Origin of the sequence: Paenibacillus sp. FSL M8-0212 (genome assembly GCF_038004645.1) — a bacterium.
Taxonomy (GTDB): Bacteria; Bacillota; Bacilli; order Paenibacillales; family Paenibacillaceae; genus Paenibacillus.
The window spans coordinates 3,136,963-3,154,382 of sequence record NZ_JBBORP010000001.1; the positions used below are offsets into that span (position 1 = coordinate 3,136,963).

At 48.2% G+C, this 17,420-nt stretch carries 17 protein-coding genes and 1 riboswitch; all 17 genes read left to right on the plus strand.

Annotated features, from left to right (window positions below):
- The first annotated feature begins 76 nt into the window (after nt 1–76).
- The 17 genes from ychF (at nt 77) to atpE (ending at nt 17,394) form a co-directional block, all read left to right on the plus strand.
- The gene (ychF, locus tag MKX68_RS13895) at nt 77–1,177 is read left to right on the plus strand and encodes a redox-regulated ATPase YchF (protein WP_062836948.1); all 1,101 of its coding nucleotides are present in this window, start codon (nt 77–79) and stop codon (nt 1,175–1,177) included.
- Nucleotides 1,178–1,826: 649 nt separating this feature from the next.
- Nucleotides 1,827–2,894, plus strand: a complete 1,068-nt coding sequence (gene prfA / locus MKX68_RS13900) for a peptide chain release factor 1 (protein ID WP_076209786.1) — start codon at nt 1,827–1,829, stop codon at nt 2,892–2,894.
- 24 nt (nt 2,895–2,918) lie between these two features.
- Nucleotides 2,919–3,803, plus strand: a complete 885-nt coding sequence (gene prmC / locus MKX68_RS13905; RefSeq protein ID WP_340912355.1) for a peptide chain release factor N(5)-glutamine methyltransferase — start codon at nt 2,919–2,921, stop codon at nt 3,801–3,803.
- An 85-nt stretch (nt 3,804–3,888) separates the two neighbouring features.
- Nucleotides 3,889–5,109 carry an FtsW/RodA/SpoVE family cell cycle protein gene (locus MKX68_RS13910; protein WP_091036279.1) on the plus strand — a complete coding sequence of 407 codons (1,221 nt, stop codon included), beginning with the start codon at nt 3,889–3,891 and terminating at the stop codon, nt 5,107–5,109.
- A 268-nt stretch (nt 5,110–5,377) separates the two neighbouring features.
- Nucleotides 5,378–6,598 carry an FtsW/RodA/SpoVE family cell cycle protein gene (locus MKX68_RS13915; protein ID WP_340912358.1) on the plus strand — a complete coding sequence of 407 codons (1,221 nt, stop codon included), beginning with the start codon at nt 5,378–5,380 and terminating at the stop codon, nt 6,596–6,598.
- A gap of 646 nt (nt 6,599–7,244) precedes the next feature.
- The gene (gene spoIIR, locus MKX68_RS13920; RefSeq protein ID WP_340912361.1) at nt 7,245–7,904 is read left to right on the plus strand and encodes a stage II sporulation protein R; all 660 of its coding nucleotides are present in this window, start codon (nt 7,245–7,247) and stop codon (nt 7,902–7,904) included.
- A 264-nt stretch (nt 7,905–8,168) separates the two neighbouring features.
- Entirely contained in the window at nt 8,169–9,341 is a 1,173-nt protein-coding gene (locus MKX68_RS13925) for an L-threonylcarbamoyladenylate synthase (protein WP_445671072.1), read from the plus strand.
- A 205-nt stretch (nt 9,342–9,546) separates the two neighbouring features.
- Complete coding sequence (locus MKX68_RS13930; protein WP_338588723.1) at nt 9,547–10,107, plus strand: manganese efflux pump MntP; 561 nt, start codon at nt 9,547–9,549, stop codon at nt 10,105–10,107.
- 58 nt (nt 10,108–10,165) lie between these two features.
- Complete coding sequence (locus MKX68_RS13935) at nt 10,166–10,738, plus strand: low molecular weight protein arginine phosphatase (protein ID WP_338588722.1); 573 nt, start codon at nt 10,166–10,168, stop codon at nt 10,736–10,738.
- A 96-nt stretch (nt 10,739–10,834) separates the two neighbouring features.
- Nucleotides 10,835–10,916: riboswitch (ZMP/ZTP riboswitch) on the plus strand.
- A 141-nt stretch (nt 10,917–11,057) separates the two neighbouring features.
- Nucleotides 11,058–11,651, plus strand: coding sequence for a TIGR01440 family protein (locus tag MKX68_RS13940; protein WP_076254013.1), 594 nt, complete (start codon nt 11,058–11,060; stop codon nt 11,649–11,651).
- A 255-nt stretch (nt 11,652–11,906) separates the two neighbouring features.
- Nucleotides 11,907–13,154 carry a serine hydroxymethyltransferase gene (glyA, locus tag MKX68_RS13945; protein ID WP_017691928.1) on the plus strand — a complete coding sequence of 416 codons (1,248 nt, stop codon included), beginning with the start codon at nt 11,907–11,909 and terminating at the stop codon, nt 13,152–13,154.
- Between the two features lie 424 nt (nt 13,155–13,578).
- Nucleotides 13,579–14,208 carry a uracil phosphoribosyltransferase gene (upp, locus tag MKX68_RS13950; RefSeq protein ID WP_017691929.1) on the plus strand — a complete coding sequence of 210 codons (630 nt, stop codon included), beginning with the start codon at nt 13,579–13,581 and terminating at the stop codon, nt 14,206–14,208.
- Between the two features lie 50 nt (nt 14,209–14,258).
- Nucleotides 14,259–15,416: a non-hydrolyzing UDP-N-acetylglucosamine 2-epimerase gene (gene wecB / locus MKX68_RS13955; protein WP_036667768.1), complete on the plus strand. Its 1,158-nt coding sequence runs from the start codon at nt 14,259–14,261 to the stop codon at nt 15,414–15,416.
- A 186-nt stretch (nt 15,417–15,602) separates the two neighbouring features.
- Nucleotides 15,603–15,857: an AtpZ/AtpI family protein gene (locus tag MKX68_RS13960; RefSeq protein ID WP_024632723.1), complete on the plus strand. Its 255-nt coding sequence runs from the start codon at nt 15,603–15,605 to the stop codon at nt 15,855–15,857.
- A gap of 22 nt (nt 15,858–15,879) precedes the next feature.
- The gene (locus MKX68_RS13965; RefSeq protein ID WP_254847908.1) at nt 15,880–16,227 is read left to right on the plus strand and encodes an ATP synthase subunit I; all 348 of its coding nucleotides are present in this window, start codon (nt 15,880–15,882) and stop codon (nt 16,225–16,227) included.
- 45 nt (nt 16,228–16,272) lie between these two features.
- Entirely contained in the window at nt 16,273–17,091 is an 819-nt protein-coding gene (gene atpB, locus MKX68_RS13970) for a F0F1 ATP synthase subunit A (protein WP_091036293.1), read from the plus strand.
- A 78-nt stretch (nt 17,092–17,169) separates the two neighbouring features.
- Nucleotides 17,170–17,394 carry a F0F1 ATP synthase subunit C gene (gene atpE, locus MKX68_RS13975; RefSeq protein WP_017691934.1) on the plus strand — a complete coding sequence of 75 codons (225 nt, stop codon included), beginning with the start codon at nt 17,170–17,172 and terminating at the stop codon, nt 17,392–17,394.
- Nucleotides 17,395–17,420: the final 26 nt, after the last annotated feature.

Consider the following 17,420-nt stretch of genomic DNA (forward strand, 5'->3'; position numbering starts at 1 on the left):
TGCCTTGAGGTTTGTCATATATAATGTATAGGATTATCCATACCGAACAAGTAATCAATGAGGAGTTGTCATATACATGGCTTTGAAAGCTGGAATCGTGGGTTTGCCTAACGTTGGTAAATCTACATTGTTTAACGCAATTACACAAGCAGGTGCCGAATCGGCAAACTATCCGTTCTGTACGATTGACCCTAACGTGGGGATCGTTGAAGTACCAGATGAGCGTTTGGACAAACTGACAGAACTCGTTGTACCTAAGAAAACAGTACCAACGGCGTTTGAGTTTGTAGATATCGCTGGTCTTGTTCGTGGTGCGAGCAAAGGCGAAGGTCTTGGTAACAAGTTCCTTGCCCACATCCGTGAAGTAGACGCGATTGTACACGTGGTACGTTGCTTTGTAGATGAGAACATTACACACGTTGATGGCAAAATTGACCCGGTAAGCGACATCCAGACGATCAATCTGGAGCTGATCCTGGCCGATATCGAGAGTGTTGAGAAGAAAATCGATCGCTCCAAGAAAAACATGAAGGGCGGCAACAAGACTGCCTCTCAAGAAGTAGAAGTATTGGAGAGAGTGAAGGCTGTTCTGTACGATGACAAGCCGGCACGCAGCATGGAACTTACGGATGACGAGCTTCTGATCATACGTGATCTGCACTTGCTTACCCTGAAGCCTGTTCTGTACGCAGCCAATGTAGCTGAGGACGAAATCGGCGACGTGGCGAACAATGCTTACGTGCAAAAAGTAAGAGAATTCGCAGCTGCTGAGAACGCAGAAGTGGTGCCAATCAGTGCGAAGGTTGAAGAAGAGATTTCTGAGCTGGAAGGCGAAGATAAACAAATGTTCCTGGAAGAACTCGGTATCGAGGATTCCGGTCTGAACCTGTTGATCAAAGCGGCTTACAAATTGCTCGGTCTGTACACATACTTTACAGCAGGTGTGCAGGAAGTTCGTGCGTGGACAATCCGTAAAGGAACGAAAGCACCAGGCGCAGCGGGTGTCATTCACACCGACTTCGAACGCGGATTCATCCGTGCAGAAGTTGTTTCCTACGACGATCTGGTTGCAGCGGGTTCCATGAACGGTGCCAAAGAGCGCGGACAACTTCGTCTTGAAGGTAAAGAGTATGTTGTAAATGACGGCGACGTTATGCACTTCCGTTTCAACGTATAGGTTGTTACTCGTTTATATGTAGATTTAATAACAAGACCCTGCGACCTTCTCGTGAAGTTCGTGGGGTCTTTGACTTAGAGTTTTGCAGTGGGGTTAACAGCCTTATGCAGTGCGTGGAAAGTAGCGCAGAACAAGAAAAACCACCGGGATTAGGTTGGTCGCCCACCGGCCTTTGTTAGAGAAGTCACGATGTTAGCGCATCGAGGCTTTTGTTTATTTTACACTTGCTATACTTATACCACAGTAGGAACATTTCGGAACAACATCGAACAACAATTTCATTTTGTATTTTGCAACACAAAAATTAGTTCATCCGCATGCGGAACAGTTACTATTCAGAACCATAAGAATATGCTATAATTAAGAGTCGTATACCACGTTGAATTTCGCGCTCGAACGGATGAGCTGAAGCGGGCTTCACACAGGGTACACGATTTCTTGATATCACTTTAAAAGTAAAGGATTTGATGACGTTGTAGCGATGTTATACGTCGATCATACATGAATGTGAATACATGCTGCGGTCAGGGGATTCGGTGAGAATCCTGTGCGTTGTGGAATATAGATTATAGATGTAATTAATGTTGAATTGAAATAAGTATTGAAAATGTGATGTGCTTGGACAAAATAATGCGTGAGGTGACTATACATGTTGGATAAATTACAGGCGTTAGCCGACCGTTATGACAAGTTGAGCGAGCTTTTGTGTGACCCGGATGTAGCAAGCGACAACAAAAAGTTGCGGGAATATTCCAAAGAACAATCCGATCTGCAACCAACTTATGAAGCGTACAATGAGTACAAACAGGTAAGTCAGGATCTCGAAGCTGCGAAGGAAATGCAGGGGGAGAAACTGGATGATGAGATGCGCGAAATGGTCAAAATGGAAATTGACGAACTGAGCACTCGCCAGAAGGAACTGGACGAATTGATTCGTGTGCTTATGTTGCCAAAAGATCCGAATGACGACAAAAACGTTATTGTTGAGATTCGCGGAGCAGCTGGTGGAGATGAAGCGGCGTTGTTTGCAGCAGATCTGTATCGGATGTACACACGTTATGCAGATGCACAAGGCTGGCGTGTAGAGCTGATGGACGTTAACACAAATGATCTCGGTGGATTCAAAGAGGTTGTTTTCCTGATTAACGGACGCGGCGCATACAGCAAAATGAAATACGAAAGCGGCGCACACCGTGTGCAGCGTATTCCAACAACCGAGTCTGGCGGACGTATTCATACGTCAACTTCAACGGTTGCGGTTATGCCTGAAGCCGAAGATTTTGATATTGAAATTCATGACAAAGACATCCGTGTTGATACCTTCTGTTCCAGTGGTGCCGGTGGACAATCGGTTAATACCACAAAATCCGCAGTACGGGTAACACACGTTCCAACGGGAATCGTGGCGACATGTCAGGATGGAAAATCACAGAACTCCAACAAGGAAAAAGCGTTGCAGGTTCTGCGTACACGTATCTTCGATATGAAACGTATGGAAGAGGAAGCGAAGATCTCCGTTGAGCGGAAAAGTAAAGTGGGAACGGGCGACCGCAGTGAGCGGATTCGTACGTACAATTTCCCGCAAAGCCGTGTGACGGATCACCGTATCGGTCTGACGATGCACAAGCTGGATCAGATCATGAACGGGGAGATTGAAGATATTTTGTCTGCACTGACGATTGCTCAGCAGACTGAGATGATGGATAGAGGAGAATAATCTGTGACCCGCGCGCAGTTTGTCATGACGCCGGAACAGAGCTGTCGGGAAGCCTTCGTGGAGGCTTCCTCTTTTTTGGAGAAGTGCGGCGTGTACGAGCCGCAAAACAATGCCCGGCTGCTGCTGGAACATGTACTCGGCGTCTATGGCGCCGCGTATTACATGATGCAGCCGGAGCCTTTTCCCAGCGAGCATCGCAGCCGCTGGGAGGACGCCGTCACGCGCAAGGCTGCGGGTGAGCCGGCGCAATACATTATCGGCAGCCAGGAATTCTATGGGCTGCCGTTCGAGGTCACGCCGGCCGTGCTGATTCCGCGGCCGGAGACCGAGCTGTTGGTCGAGGCTGTGCTGCGCGAAGCCGACCGCGTATTTCCTGACGGCGCTCCGCTCGCCGTCGATATCGGCACGGGCAGTGGTGCCATCGCGGTGACGATGGCTTCACTACGCCCGCGCTGGCAGGTAGGCGCCGGAGATCTCTCGGCGGCTGCCCTGCAAGTGGCCGCGCGGAACGCGGCCGCGAACGGGGTACAGATCGACTTCCGTGAAGGCGATCTGCTGGCCCCGTTCGCCGGGGCTCGGGTGGACATCCTGGTGTCCAACCCGCCATACATCCCGGCGGCGGATATCGCCGGGTTACAGCAAGAGGTGCGCGATCATGAGCCGCGCATGGCTTTGGACGGCGGTCCGGACGGGCTTGCACCGTACCGTATCATGCTGGAGCAACTGGCGCTGCTGTCTGCGCCACCGCAGATCATTGGTTTTGAGCTGGGTCAGGGTCAGGCTCGTGACATCGCAGCTTTGCTTGAATCGGCGGGACATTGGCCGGAAATTATCATTGTACCGGACCTTGCCGGAATCGAGCGGCATGTCCTGGGTGTTCGTACTTCGGAACAGGTGACGAAAATGTAAGGTTCCGCGGGTTTTCTTTTTGCCGTGAAATCCTCTACAATGAGATATACCGAAGATTTCTGAATGCTTGGGGGAACATAATTACATGCTGCACAAATTTAAAAAGATAGACTATTCTATTGTGTTTATACTGGTTATTCTAATGGTTATCAGTATTTTGTCGATTTACAGTACAACGTTTGGTCGTCCAAAGCTGGAGGGACTCCCGAAAAGTGCAGTGATCTTTTATATTTTGGGATTCGTAGTCTTTTTTGGGATGTCGATGATCAACTATAAATTCATAATCAAAAATTATTTATATATCTATGGCGTGGGTATGCTGCTGCTCATTTTCGTAATGTTCTTTGGTAAAGAGTATTACGGTGCAAAAGGCTGGCTGTCCATCTTCGGGGTCAGTTTGCAGCCTGCTGAGTTGTTCAAGCTATGCCTGATTGTGTTTTTATCGGCCTTTTTGGCCCGAAAGAAGAATCGTCCGCTCTATTTCGGACGTGATGTTATTCCGATCTCTCTCTGTGTTCTGCCACCGTTACTACTCGTATTGCTTCAAAATGACTTGGGAAATGCGTTGAGTTATGTTGTCATTCTTGTGGGTCTATTGTGGATCGGCAACATTAAATTTACGCATGCCCTCATTGGCTTTATTATTGCTGTGGCTACCTTTATCGGCGGTACACAGGCATATATTCATTATCATGATGAGATTGTTAAATTCCTGAATGACATTGGACGTTCGCACTGGGCGGATCGTTTTGACCCTTGGCTTGTACCAGAGCTGACCTCAAGAGATGTGCTCTGGCAGACGTATAATGCAAAACTTGCGATTGGTTCTGGCGGGATTACAGGCAAAGGCTATATGGAGGGTACAACGATTCAGTCCAACCGGGTGCCGTTGGCTTATGCGGACTCCATTTTTGTACAGATCGGTGAAGAATTTGGCTTTATCGGTGCCTCGGTATTGCTTCTACTGTACTTTATCCTTATTCACAGGCTTGTGCTGATTGCACTGGAGTGTAAGGATCGCGCGGGGCCATATCTAATTGTAGGTATTATAGCGATGTTGCTCTACCAGATCTTTGTCAATATTGGTCCGTTCATTGGTCTGATGCCATTGACAGGGATTACCCTACCGTTTATTAGTTCAGGTGGTACCTCCATTATGATCAACATGATCAGCATGGGTCTTGTGATGAGTATTAAGGTCCACACGGAAGAGAACGAGGATATTCTTGGCTCTGCGGAACAACCAAGTATTACCGATTTGGTGATGAAATTGCTAAGACGCAAGCCATCCCAGCAGGAGCAATAACGTTCTCGAATCAAACTGTGAAACACGTTAGATTTATGTATATAAGCTAGATAACTATAGAACCCTGGAACAGATCAGCCCAAGTCACATTGGGGTGGATGTTTTGGGGTTTTTATTGTTTTTACGGTGTAATTCAGGCCATTGAATAGTTCACTTTTTTACCCTGAATCGATCCAGATTTCCATTTTATTATCCAATTATATACAATGGTAATATTGAGTTCAATTGGAAATCATAGAATGCTAGATTCAGGGGGATGGACGGGGTCATGGTGAGAATGTTGAAAAAGATGGACGGTGTGATTCTCTTCGTAATGCTGTTGCTCATGATTATTAGTGTATTTGCGATTTACAGCGGAACGCAGACAGATGCCAAACTGGCGAATCATCATGTCAAAACGATTTATTTTTATGTGGCCGGGTTCATTGCGGTGCTTGTGATCGGGCTTGTGAATTACAAGTTATACGTGAAATATGCGTTTTATTTGTATGGCTTGGGAATTATACTGCTGATCCTGGCCAATGTTCTGGGCAGTTCGATCAATAACGCCAACGGTTGGCTGAAGCTGGGCGATAACTTTTCTTTTCAACCAGCAGAGCTGTTCAAGATGATTCTGATTCTGTTCCTTGCCCATTTAATTGTGAAGAGACAACGAGGCACGCTGAAATTTTGGAGAGATATTGTGCCAATTGGCTGCTGGGCGTTTATTCCGTTTGCCCTTGTTATGGCTCAGAATGATTTGGGGAATGCCCTGGGGTATGTGGTGATTCTGGCTGCAGTTTTCTGGATCGGGAATATGAGGTTGAAGCACGCATTGATTGCACTGGCGATTGTGGGCGTGGCGTTTTTTGGCTTTGTTAAAGCCTATACTTTCTACCATGATGAAGTGTTCACCTTTCTTGAAAAGATAAAAAGGGAGCATTGGGCGGAGCGAATTGATCCCTGGCTTGTACCGGAAAAGGCTACCTCCAAAGCTTCCTGGCATACGAAAAATGCAGGTTTAGCCATCGGTTCAGGGGGCATCATGGGCAAGGGTTATTTGCAAGGAACATCCGTTCAGAGTGGACGAGTCCCCTATACGTATTCTGATTCCATTTTTGTTGTAATTGCAGAGGAGTTTGGCTTTGTTGGTGCATCCGTACTGATTTTGTTGTACTTTATTCTGATTCAACGTATGGTGCTGATTGCTCTGACTTGCAGAGATCGCGCGGGACCCGTCATCATTGTAGGTATTATCGGAATGTTATTGTATCAGGTATTTGAGAACGTGGGAGCTTTCCTCGGACTGATGCCGCTCACAGGTATTACGTTGCCGTTCATCAGTTACGGCGGCACTTCTTTGCTCATTAATATGGCTTGTATTGGGGTGGTCATGAGCATTAAGTTGTATGGACAGGAAGAGGAGGATGAACTTCTGATGGGGGAGCAGCAACCCCGGTTGTCGGAACGTTTATGGAATATGCTCAAGAAAGAGAAAAGTGCTGTGTAACTGTTGAGTCGGTGCAGTGAAAAGTAAAGTGGTGGGACTTATAACGTAATCGTTCGTAGGAATGAAGAGGTTGATTTGCCCTGTAACCAGGTGCAGATCAGCCTTTTTAACATGATAGGTGAGAAAGTGTGAATGAGAGATGAGAGAAGCAATGCATAGGTGTCTTCGAGCCTGCTGTAGGCTGAGGCGAACCTGAAAGAGTTGGGAATAGAGTGTTGAGCATTGTGTGGAGCTTCAGGTGCCAGCTGTTAGGAGTTAAGAGTTAGGTGGTGTTAGGAGCTAACGAACCACACACGGCTTATTCGGGGATTTGAAGTGTCCGGAGAAAGCTAATGAATCTGAGACACGTTATATCAACATAAACAGCCTTTTGTAGCGTGTTGATTAGATGATTTTGGGAAATAACGTGCCTCATGTTCCTTACAATTTCAAAAGAAGACCTGAAGGCCAAATAAGACGTCCTGGGTTCCTTAGAACATCGACTGGTCATTCGCCCAAGGTCAACCAGCGCAGGTTTCGAGGCTTTTTGAACAAACTCTAGTAGATTTATTGCAAATGCTAGGTTTACTTCCGATTCTCCGGGGCATACTGATAGACATGAGAGAGTTGCAGGCAACGTGATCAGAGAGCCGAGGGGGAGAACGGAATGAGCAGACGAATTGTAAAGCAAATTGGACTTATTATTGTATGTCTTATGATGATTATCATGATGTGGGAAGGTCAGAAAACGGATGCAGCTGTGGCGGCCACAGCAATTCCGGAACAATCGATTCGCTTGCGTATTCTAGCAAACTCGGATGCACCGGGAGATCAATTGGTGAAACGCGAGATTCGGGATGCTGTCGTAGCTCAGATGGGTGAGTGGGTAGCCGAACTGGAGAATCCGCAAAGTCTGGATGAAGCGCGCAAGGTTATTCGTGAGCATTTGTCCGAGATTGAGAATAGAGTAGGAGAAGAGTTGGCCAGTCGCGGTTTAAATTATGAGTATCAGGTGGAGCTGGGTTCCGTTCCGTTCCCGACCAAGCTATATGGTGGCACTGTGTATCCTGCTGGCGATTATGAAGCGGTCCGGATCACGCTGGGCGAAGGCAAAGGTCAGAACTGGTGGTGTGTGTTGTTCCCGCCGCTGTGCTTCATTGATGCAGGGACTGGGGATGCCCTGGCGAAACCTTCAACGGTATCGGCCGCTGCAGCTGAACCTGGAGATGCAGAGGCATCTGTGCAGGGAGATACACCGGAAGCAAGATTCTTTCTGTGGGATATGGCTGTGAAACTGTGGAGTTGGATAACTGGATTATTCGCATAACAAGGTACTTATACTATGAATAAGGGCGACTTCGATTCAGGGAGCTGCCCTTTTGATATGAATTAGTGGCGAGGATATAGCGAGACTTATGCGTGGAGTGAAGTGTGAAGGGCATCCGAGGCGGTACAGGTATGTTATAATTACTTATATTGAATATGGATATGAACTAACCTACTTGAAGTTTAGGAATGATGATATATGAGCAGAGAAAACGAACCAGTGCAACACACCTCTGAGATGAGGGATGGTAGAGAAGAACGTGATATGAAAGCTCCGGGAGAGCTGGTCACCGAGATGTGGGATGTACGCGTCTTGATGAGCGCTGAGAACGATCACGGATTGGGTAATATTGAAATGTTGGATGTGAAAAAGGGGAGCGCCGATCAACAGGCGCTCGCCGACTTGCAGGCTGCCGCAGCCTGCATTCGTCAAGGTCAGACGGTGGCCTTTCCGACCGAGACGGTCTATGGCTTGGGTGCTGATGCGCGTAGCACGGCAGCCGTGGAGGCTGTATTTGTCGCCAAAGGTCGACCTTCTGACAATCCACTGATCGTGCATATCGCGCACCGTGACCAGTTGGATGCTCTGGTCACGGAAGTGAACGAAACAGCCGAAGCGCTGATGGCGGCCTTCTGGCCGGGACCACTGACGCTTGTGCTGCCGGTTAGGCCGGGGGCGGTGTCCCCGCGTGTCACCGCTGGTCTGGACACGGTGGCTGTGCGCATGCCGGACCATCCGGTGGCCTTGCAGTTGATCGCGGCGGCGGCGTGCCCTGTGGCTGCGCCAAGCGCCAACCGCTCCGGGCGGCCAAGCCCGACACTCGCGTCTCATGTACGCGAGGATCTGGATGGCCGCATCGGCGGCATTGTGGACGGCGGCCCCACCGGGGTGGGCGTCGAGTCCACGGTGGTGCAGGTCGGTGACGACGGTACCGTCACCATCCTGCGCCCGGGCGGCATTACGGCGGAACAGTTGTCCGCCGTTGCCGCCCATGTCGCCACCGACCCCGCGCTACTCGCGGAGGGGGCCGATGGCGTGGGTAGCCCGGCGCCGCGCTCGCCGGGCATGAAGTACACGCACTACGCACCCGCAGGGGCGCTGTGCGTGGTGGAGGGGCCGCCCGCAGCGGTGGCGGCCTGGATCAGCGCCGCCCTCACAGAGGCGGCGCAGCGCGGAGAGCGCACCGCTGTGCTGGCGTTCGCCGAGCACGCGGAGCAGTACCGCGCCGATGCCGTGTTCTCGCTGGGCGATGCCAGCGAGCTGGAAGAAGCAGCGCGCCGGCTATACGCCGCGCTGCGCAGCTGCGATGAGCAAGGCGCCACATATATTGTGGCTGAAGCCTGCTCACGCGAAGGGCTGGGAGCAGCCGTCATGAATCGGCTGCTCAAGGCTGCGGGGAACCAACTCATACAAGTTGGCAACCAGCAACCCTCTTAACCTCCCCTGATCATATATCAGGAGAGCTACGTACTCTTTTTCAAAACAATCAATAAACCACCATATCCACTTTCACGCCAATCTAGCTTTATGCACCACGGATATCGAGTAGATCCGTCGCCGCCGTTTGCCTTTCATCGGTCATGTTTAGGTCCTTGTCCGCATATCGTGTACAAGAACCTTTACGTGACTTGGGGGTATGGGGATGTGGGATGTGTCTGCCCATGTAGGGCAGTTGGTAACCATTTTGATCATGGCTGTTGCGCTTGGCCTCGATGCCTTCTCACTCGGAATCGGAATTGGCATGAAGGGCATTCGGCTGAGGGATGTATTGCGAATCAGTATTGTAACGGCGCTATTTCATATCATCATGCCGCTCATCGGCATGTATATGGGCAAATACGTCAGCTCCCTGCTCGGTGACATTACAACATATGCGGCAGGTGGATTACTTGTTTTGCTGGGTGCTCATATGATTCTGAATGCATTCCGTGAAGGCGATACTAAGCTGGTGGACCACCGTTCCCTGCTCGGCGTTGTTTTGTTCTCCCTCAGTGTAAGTGTGGATTCGTTCTCCGTTGGCGTTTCCTTAGGGATGTTTAGCAGTGATCTGATCTTAACCGTACTTGCTTTCGGCTTTTGTGGCGGGGTGATGTCGGTTATGGGTCTGCTATTAGGCCGTCGGGTGAGTCAGAATCTCGGGGATTACGGCGAAGCTATTGGTGGCGCAATCTTGCTTGCGTTTGGACTTTTGTTTATATTTTAGAATAAAACTTGAGATATCATATCATTCGCATCATATGTAAAATGGGGAGGCTAACACAATGAAACATATTTTATTCGTATGTACAGGAAATACGTGCCGCAGCCCCATGGCAGAGGGGCTTTTGCGAAAACTGGCATCGGAGCGTGGCATTCAGGTAGAAGTTCGTTCCGCAGGTGTGGCAGCAACGTCGGGTATGCCGATCTCTCGTCATGCTGAAGCGGTTTTGAGAGATCATAACGTTGAAGGTCCACCTCATTCCACACAACTTAGCTCTAACCTGGTAGGTTGGGCCGATCTGGTTCTAACATTAACACGGAGTCACAAGCAGCATGTCATGCAGGTTTTTCCCGATTCAGTCCACAAAACCTATACATTGAAAGAATATGTGGAGGATGATGAACAGGTATTAAGTGATGTCCAGGAGTTGGACAGCCTGTTTGCAACGCTGGAGATGAAACGTGCCCTTGGGCAAGAGATCCTGGCATCGGAGCGGGAGCGAGCCATTGAGATTAGACAACGAATTCCAAGTTTCGACATCTCTGATCCGTTTGGGGGAAGTCGTGATGATTACAATATAGCTGCAGCTGAGATTCGGACGGCATTGGACCGGCTTTTGGATAAGCTGAGATAATTCTGATCCTGCGAGGCAGGTTATAGAAATAGGACACGTGATGTAAATTAACCGTTGATTTTAGCCGCGGGTTGTTTTATGATGAAGGGGAAAACAGGGATCCGGTGTAACTGGCGACGAAGTGGGCATAACCACGATGGAGCACCGGAACAAACGGCCGGTCGCCTGGGCAAAAGAGCAATTCTGCGTTACCCGCAGACTGCTCTTTTTTTCGTCTTTCATCTGATTATTCGCTATAATAGTACCTGAGATGCCGTGCAAGAATACGAAGGACAACCAAGAGACAGCGGGCATGATTTTATCGGGAGGCGATGATAGGATGACTATAGAGTTAGATTCGGAACAACCCGGATTGCAGGAACAGACCGCGTCTATTCTGCATGAACTGGCGCTTGCTGGACAGCTTGGGCCTGGACAGATCGTTGTGATCGGTACAAGTACAAGTGAAGTCGCAGGCGCTCGGATTGGTACGAGTGGTGCCATTGAAGTGGCACAGCAGCTTCTTGCGGGTATACGCGAGGTGCAGGAGGAATTCGGTTTTGACACGGTATTCCAATGTTGTGAGCATCTGAACCGTGCGCTGGTAATGGAGCGTTCTGTGCTTACTCGTCTTGGATTGACCGAGGTTGGTGCAGTACCCGTGCCCAAGGCCGGAGGTTCAATGGCATCCGCAGCATATCGTTCGCTGACCGATCCATGCCTGGCTGAACATGTGCAGGCCCATGCGGGACTGGACATTGGGGAGACGATGATTGGGATGCATCTCCGGCATGTAGCCGTACCCTATCGTACAGCGCTCCGCTATGTTGGAGATGCACGTGTGACCACAGCGTTGACTCGTCCGAAGTTGATTGGCGGCGAACGCGCGGTGTATCGTATGGAAGAACAACCAGATTCAACATTTTGTGACTAACATATAAAGCGAGACTAATTGGGTTACACTCCTGACTTTGATTGCATCACCATCTTCCGATCGCTGTTATCCCCAGATTTTTTATTCCCTATTTAAAGGGGAAATCCGGTGATAGCCTATGCTTCCGGAGTAGCTTTCTAAAGAAAGCTTTTTGACGACTACTTCGTTTCTTCAGATTGGTGTTGCACTCGCCGTTTTCGTGTAAACATTAGTTTCACTTTATAAATTCACTTATAAACTGGGAGGAATTTAATCATGGAACAATTGCGCAAGAATGACCCGGCAGTACTGGAAGCGATGAATCTTGAACTGAAACGTCAACAGAACAACATCGAACTGATTGCATCCGAGAACATCGTAAGTGAAGCAGTAATTGAAGCAATGGGATCTGTTCTGACCAACAAGTACGCTGAAGGATATCCAGGCAAACGTTACTATGGCGGTTGTGAGCATGTGGACATCGTTGAAGACATCGCGCGTGATCGTGCAAAAGAATTGTTCGGAGCAGAACACGTGAATGTTCAACCTCACTCCGGCGCACAAGCGAACATGGCAGTTTATCTTGCAGCATTGAAACCTGGTGATACTGTACTCGGTATGAACCTTGCCCATGGTGGACACCTCACACACGGTAGCCCGGTGAACGCATCCGGTTTGCTGTACAACTTCGTAGCATACGGCGTACAGGAAGATACATTCCTGATTGATTATGATGAAGTACGCAAAGCGGCTTTCAAACACCGTCCTCGTCTGATCGTTGCTGGTGCAAGTGCATATCCGCGTACCATTGATTTTGAAAAGCTGGCTTCCATCGCCAATGATGTAGGCGCTTTGTTCATGGTGGACATGGCTCACATCGCAGGACTGGTTGCTGCTGGTTTGCATCCAAACCCGGTTCCACATGCGCATTTCGTAACAACAACAACACACAAAACGCTGCGTGGACCTCGTGGTGGTATGATTCTGTGCCGTAAAGCGTGGGCAGCAGCGATTGATAAAGCCGTATTCCCTGGTTCCCAAGGTGGACCTCTGATGCACGTGATCGCATCCAAAGCGGTAGCATTCGGAGAAGCTTTGCAGCCTTCGTTCAAAACATATGCACAGAACGTTGTGAAAAACGCACAGGTTCTGGCTGAAACACTGATCGCTGAAGGATTGAACATTGTATCTGGTGGTACAGATAACCACTTGATGCTGATCGATACACGCAGTGTGAACATCACAGGTAAGGAAGCTGAGCATGTGCTTGATTCCATCGGTATTACCGTGAACAAAAATGCAATTCCATTCGACCCTACAAGCCCGTTTGTAACGAGTGGTATTCGAATTGGTACACCTGCTGCAACTTCCCGTGGCATGAACGAAGAAGCGATGGTTGCTATTGGTAAGATCATTGCCAAAACGTTGAAAAATCCAAAAGATACAGCGAAGCTGGATGAAGCTCGTGCAGAAGTGACTGCACTGACAGACCAATTCCCGCTCTATACAGATCTTAAATACTAAAAAACTTTGCTCATGCTGCTTTCTTTTGAGTTTTTATAAATTGGAATACAAAAGACGAAGCTGGCAGAATGCAACCGGAGAAGCGAAGCGCTCGCCTTTATCCCATGATTTTCTCCTTTTATAGGAGAATCAAAAAAATCAGGGGATAACAGCGATCGTAGGTGCAATCTGTTTGCGGAGCATCACTTGTATTCATATTTTTCCCACTCAACGACATAACAGCAAGAGCAAAACAGGACCGGATGGATCATTTTCCGGTCCTGTTTTTTATAGGATTCGGTAATCTGTAATGATTGGGTGCCCTTTGATGGTGTAATTCGTTGTTGGTGATGATATAATATACAGGATTTATCGAGCCCATGAATGATGGCTAGGTATATTTGGAAATGCTTAACATGAAGAACTTACCGGAGGGACAAATTAGATGGGAAAATTAGTAATATGTGATCACCCTTTGATTCAACACAAACTGACGTTTATACGCGACATGCGTACGAATACGAAAGATTTTCGTGAATTGGTGGATGAAGTAGCAACGTTGATGGCTTATGAGATTACAAGAGATGTTGAACTGGAAACGATTGATGTACAGACACCTGTAGCTGCAACACAAGGTAAAGTCATCTCTGGACGTATGCTCGGACTGGTGCCGATTCTGCGTGCAGGACTCGGAATGCTGGATGGTGTTGTGAAATTGTTGCCAGCGGCAAAAGTTGGACATGTTGGTCTGTTCCGTGACCCGGAAACACTGCAACCGGTAGAATACTACACCAAACTGCCTACAGACGTAACAGAGCGTCAATTGATTGTAATTGATCCGATGCTGGCAACGGGTGGTTCGGCAATTGCAGCTATTGACGTGCTCAAAAAACGTGGCTGTACCCAAATCAAGATGATGAACCTGGTTGCAGCACCGGAAGGCGTAAAAGCTGTGCAAGATGCACATCCCGATGTGGACATCTATGTAGCAGCATTGGACGACCGTCTGGATGATCATGGTTATATCGTTCCAGGGCTTGGAGATGCAGGAGACCGTCTATACGGCACTAAATAAGCATATCGCATGCTTGTAATCGGAACTTATAGAAAAGGGGCTTTGCTCGAATGTCCAACAAAATTAAAGTCATGACGATCTTCGGGGTGCGTCCGGAAGCCATCAAGATGGCTCCGCTTATTTTGGAATTGCAAAAACACCCTGAGTCTATTGAATCTATTGTTTGCGTAACTGCGCAGCATCGCCAGATGTTGGATCAGGTACTTGAAGTTTTCGACATTCATCCCGATTATGATCTGGATGTGATGAAGGACCGTCAGACATTGAATGAAATCACAATTCGTGTGCTTGGTGGTCTGGAACCGGTGTTAGCCGAAGCTAAGCCGGATATTGTGCTGGTCCACGGGGATACTTTAACTACCTTTGTGGCGAGCTATGCAGCATTCCTGCAACAGATTCAGGTAGGACATGTGGAAGCGGGGCTGCGGACGTGGAACAAGCTGTCTCCATATCCGGAAGAGATGAACCGTCAGCTGACGGGAGTACTGGCTGATCTACACTTTGCGCCTACGGATTGGTCTTCTTCCAATCTTGCCAAAGAAAATAAATCGGAGTCTAGTACGTACGTCACAGGCAACACGGTAACAGATGTGTTTCAATATACAGTACGGGAGGACTACACACACCCGGTACTTGATTGGGCCCAAGGCAAACGCCTTGTGCTGATGACAGCTCATCGCCGTGAATCTCAAGGCGAGCCTCACCGCAACATTTTCCAGGCCGTCAAACGGATTGCCGACGAATTCGAAGATATTGCCATCGTGTACCCGGTGCATCCAAGTCCTGCTGTGAAGGAGCCGGCTCACGCGATTTTGGGGAATCATCCCCGTATTCAATTAATTGATCCACTAGACGTGGTGGATTTGCATAACTTTTACCCGCACACTCACTTGATTTTGACCGATTCAGGCGGTTTGCAGGAAGAAGCGCCTTCGTTTGGTGTACCTGTGCTCGTATTGCGCGATACAACAGAACGCCCGGAAGGTATTGAAGCTGGAACGCTGGAATTGGTAGGTACCGAAGAGGAACGTGTGTATGAACGGACCAAAGCTCTGCTTACAGACAAAACCCTGTATGCAAGCATGAGTCAGGCTGCCAATCCATACGGTGATGGACATGCTTCGGAAAGAATTGTCAATGCGATTTTGCACCATTTTGGTGTAAATAGCGAGCGTCCGGAATCATTTCACAGAAAATTCAAAAAATAATACATTTTTTCTGACGGATTTATAAAGGGCATAGCATACAGTTAAACTGTACGGTTTACGCGGGTTTATGGGCTTTGAGGGTCTGTATTCCCGTCGTTTTCCCCTTTAAAACGCTAAAATCATTCAATTGACAAAGGCTCTCATCATTCAGTAAAATTAACTGGGATTGCAAGGGTGGCGTGGAAAATGGCCGATTCGAACAAACCAAATTCATCCCGTAACCATGACGATAATGTATGGAAAGCGATGGGACTCGTGACAGCTTTTGGGATCGAGATTGCCATTCTCGCTGTTGCCGGATATTACGCTGGCTCCTGGTTGGACAAGACCATCGGAGGTAACGGAATATGGATCGCCGTAAGCGTTCTCTTTTTTCTTGCGGCAGGCGGTGTAAGCATCTACTTTATCGCGAAAAAATTCATGGGGGAAAGTGATGAGTGAACTAACCAGATACCGCAGATCGATGACTGTTTTCATCATGTACTTTCTTATGATTTGTTTTCTCGCAGCGGCCTTTATGCCACGTGTGGAGACAATTGCTTTGGGACTAGCCCTGGGTACAGGAATTAGCTGGATCAATGCATTTTACTTGGGCTACAAAGTAAGGAAAATGTCTGATGATGCGGCAGAAGGTAACTTGAAGCGTGTGAACCTGGGATTTTTGACAAGAGCGGCACTCGCTGTGCTCGGTATATTCATATCGATGCGCTTTCCGCAGTACTTCAATACATATGCGGTTGCAGGCGGTCTCGTCATTGCACAATTTTCCTTACTGATTATAGGGATTGTCCATTCCCGCAGAGCAGAATGATGTTAAGGGCTGCAGCTTTCAAGTCGAGAAAGGGGTGAGAAAAATATGCATGAAGCTCCAATTATTATGCTTGGCGGATTTCGACTGGATCTATCGGTTCTGTTGATGCTGGTAGTTACAGGTGCAATTGTTTTTATTTTTGCTGTACTGGCAACACGGAGATTATCCGTTGAAAATCCCGGCAAGCTGCAAAATTTTATGGAGTGGGCAGTAGAATTCGTCCGCAATCTGATTTCCAGCACAATGGATATGAAGAAAGGTAAACATTTTATCTCTCTCGCTCTTTCCATGATTATGTTCATTTTTGTAGGGAATATGCTAGGCCTTCCGCTCGTAGCTGTATCTGAGGTAACAGATGTTAGTCAGGCACAGGTATTCGGTAAGCCGATTGTTACAGCGGTGGAGGCGTTTGAAGAAGCGCATGCCAAGGATCCTGAAGCACACCCACACGTTGAACTGGCTTGGTGGAAATCACCAACAGCCGATTTGTCTGTAACGATGGGACTCGCTCTCGTAGCGTTCCTTGTATCTCATGGACTGGGATTGTTCCGCAACACAAAAGGATATCTCCAGCATTACCTTAAGCCATTCGCCTTGTTCTTGCCAATCAACTTGATTGAGACGGCATCCAAGCTGTTGACACACGGTATGCGTCTATTCGCGAATATCTTCGCGGGTGAGGTACTGATCGCAACGATCCTGAAACTGACCACATTTAAAGTGTTTGGTGCTATTGCAGCGATTCCGCTACTAATGGTGTGGCAAGGCTTCAGTATCTTTATCGGCGCGATCCAGGCATTTGTGTTTGTTATCTTGATGATGGTGTACATTTCACAGAGCATCGAGACGCACGACGAGCATTAAGTTTCAAGCCCTACGAAGATTTCTTCACCAGGCTGAACAATAAAAAATTCGATTTATCATTTTAAGGAGGATATACAAATGGGAGCAATGGCATTAATCGCAGCAGCAATTGTTGCAGGACTGGGCGCGTTTGGCGCAGGTATTGGTAACGGTATGGTAATCAGCAAAACGGTGGAAGGTATTGCCCGTCAACCGGAAGCAAAATCCACTCTTCAAACAACTATGTTTATCGGTGTAGGTTTGATCGAGGTATTGCCGATCATCGGTGTGGTACTCGCGTTCATGTTCTACGGTATGGCTTAATTAAATTTTAAAGGTTTGGCGGGGAA

What these genes read in the sequence shown, in the direction of transcription:
- ychF (WP_062836948.1), top strand. Translation starts at nt 77, where the DNA reads ATGGCTTTGAAAGCTGGAATCGTGGGTTTGCCTAACGTTGGTAAATCT.
- prfA (WP_076209786.1), top strand. Translation starts at nt 1,827, where the DNA reads ATGTTGGATAAATTACAGGCGTTAGCCGACCGTTATGACAAGTTGAGC.
- prmC (WP_340912355.1), top strand. Translation starts at nt 2,919, where the DNA reads ATGACGCCGGAACAGAGCTGTCGGGAAGCCTTCGTGGAGGCTTCCTCT.
- MKX68_RS13910 (WP_091036279.1), top strand. Translation starts at nt 3,889, where the DNA reads ATGCTGCACAAATTTAAAAAGATAGACTATTCTATTGTGTTTATACTG.
- MKX68_RS13915 (WP_340912358.1), top strand. Translation starts at nt 5,378, where the DNA reads ATGGTGAGAATGTTGAAAAAGATGGACGGTGTGATTCTCTTCGTAATG.
- spoIIR (WP_340912361.1), top strand. Translation starts at nt 7,245, where the DNA reads ATGAGCAGACGAATTGTAAAGCAAATTGGACTTATTATTGTATGTCTT.
- MKX68_RS13925 (WP_445671072.1), top strand. Translation starts at nt 8,169, where the DNA reads ATGAAAGCTCCGGGAGAGCTGGTCACCGAGATGTGGGATGTACGCGTC.
- MKX68_RS13930 (WP_338588723.1), top strand. Translation starts at nt 9,547, where the DNA reads ATGTGGGATGTGTCTGCCCATGTAGGGCAGTTGGTAACCATTTTGATC.
- MKX68_RS13935 (WP_338588722.1), top strand. Translation starts at nt 10,166, where the DNA reads ATGAAACATATTTTATTCGTATGTACAGGAAATACGTGCCGCAGCCCC.
- MKX68_RS13940 (WP_076254013.1), top strand. Translation starts at nt 11,058, where the DNA reads ATGACTATAGAGTTAGATTCGGAACAACCCGGATTGCAGGAACAGACC.
- glyA (WP_017691928.1), top strand. Translation starts at nt 11,907, where the DNA reads ATGGAACAATTGCGCAAGAATGACCCGGCAGTACTGGAAGCGATGAAT.
- upp (WP_017691929.1), top strand. Translation starts at nt 13,579, where the DNA reads ATGGGAAAATTAGTAATATGTGATCACCCTTTGATTCAACACAAACTG.
- wecB (WP_036667768.1), top strand. Translation starts at nt 14,259, where the DNA reads ATGTCCAACAAAATTAAAGTCATGACGATCTTCGGGGTGCGTCCGGAA.
- MKX68_RS13960 (WP_024632723.1), top strand. Translation starts at nt 15,603, where the DNA reads ATGGCCGATTCGAACAAACCAAATTCATCCCGTAACCATGACGATAAT.
- MKX68_RS13965 (WP_254847908.1), top strand. Translation starts at nt 15,880, where the DNA reads ATGACTGTTTTCATCATGTACTTTCTTATGATTTGTTTTCTCGCAGCG.
- atpB (WP_091036293.1), top strand. Translation starts at nt 16,273, where the DNA reads ATGCATGAAGCTCCAATTATTATGCTTGGCGGATTTCGACTGGATCTA.
- atpE (WP_017691934.1), top strand. Translation starts at nt 17,170, where the DNA reads ATGGGAGCAATGGCATTAATCGCAGCAGCAATTGTTGCAGGACTGGGC.